At 72.9% G+C, this 690-nt stretch carries 2 protein-coding genes; one reads left to right on the top strand and one right to left on the bottom strand.

The window, feature by feature from the left end:
- Positions 1-13: 13 nt before the first annotated feature.
- Positions 14-100: a helix-turn-helix domain-containing protein gene (locus DMH01_RS42425; RefSeq protein ID WP_370323614.1), complete on the top strand. Its 87-nt coding sequence runs from the start codon at positions 14-16 to the stop codon at positions 98-100.
- A gap of 102 nt (positions 101-202) precedes the next feature.
- Here the strand turns inward: DMH01_RS42425 and DMH01_RS42420 are convergent, their stop codons facing one another.
- Positions 203-574, bottom strand: a complete 372-nt coding sequence (locus DMH01_RS42420; RefSeq protein WP_233621889.1) for a sensor histidine kinase KdpD — start codon at positions 572-574, stop codon at positions 203-205.
- Positions 575-690: the final 116 nt, after the last annotated feature.

Raw genomic sequence — 690 nt, 5'->3', positions numbered from 1 at the left:
GTTCACCACGACCGTGAAGGCGACGATCAACCGGCTGCGCTCGAAGCTCGGGCAGCCGCCGGTGATCGAGACCGTCCCGCGCGAGGGCTACCGCATCTGAGCCGCCGTGGTCACACGACGGTCACACGTTCTCTGACCTCGGCGTCACCGCGTCCCCCGTAGACCGGTGTCGTGCACGGAAAACCACGGCCGCCGGGGCCGTCTACCGGAGCCCCGCGAGCGGGAAGTGGATCTCTATGGCGAGGCCGCCCTGCGGTCGCGCGTCCGCGGTGAGCCGGGCGTCGTGGGCGACGGCGATGGCGCGGACGATGGAGAGTCCGAGGCCGTGATGGTCGTCGACGCGGGTGCGGTCGAGCCGCTGGAAGGGCTCGAAGAGGCGGTAGACCTGCTCGGGCGGGATCGCCGGACCGGTGTTCGCGATGGAGACGACGGCCCGGTCGCCCTCGGCGCGGGTGGAGATGTCCACCCGGCCGCCGGGCACGTTGTAGCGCACGGCGTTGTCCACCAGGTTGGCGATGAGCCGTTCGACCAGTGCCGGGTCGCCCGCCGTCGGGGCGTGCGCGATCGCGGCCACCAAGCGGGGAGACGGGCGACCGGCCGCGGGAGGTCTCCCGTGACCCCCGGGACCGGGCGCCGCATCGGTGCAGTGGCTGTTCCCGTCAGCTCTGGACCCGTTCCCCTCGCCGGCCC

Source organism: Amycolatopsis sp. WAC 04182 (assembly GCF_003947465.1).
Lineage (GTDB): Bacteria > Actinomycetota > Actinomycetes > Mycobacteriales > Pseudonocardiaceae > Amycolatopsis.
The sequence above is the reverse complement of the archived record's forward strand: the minus strand, read 5'-3'. Positions and strand labels throughout refer to the sequence as shown.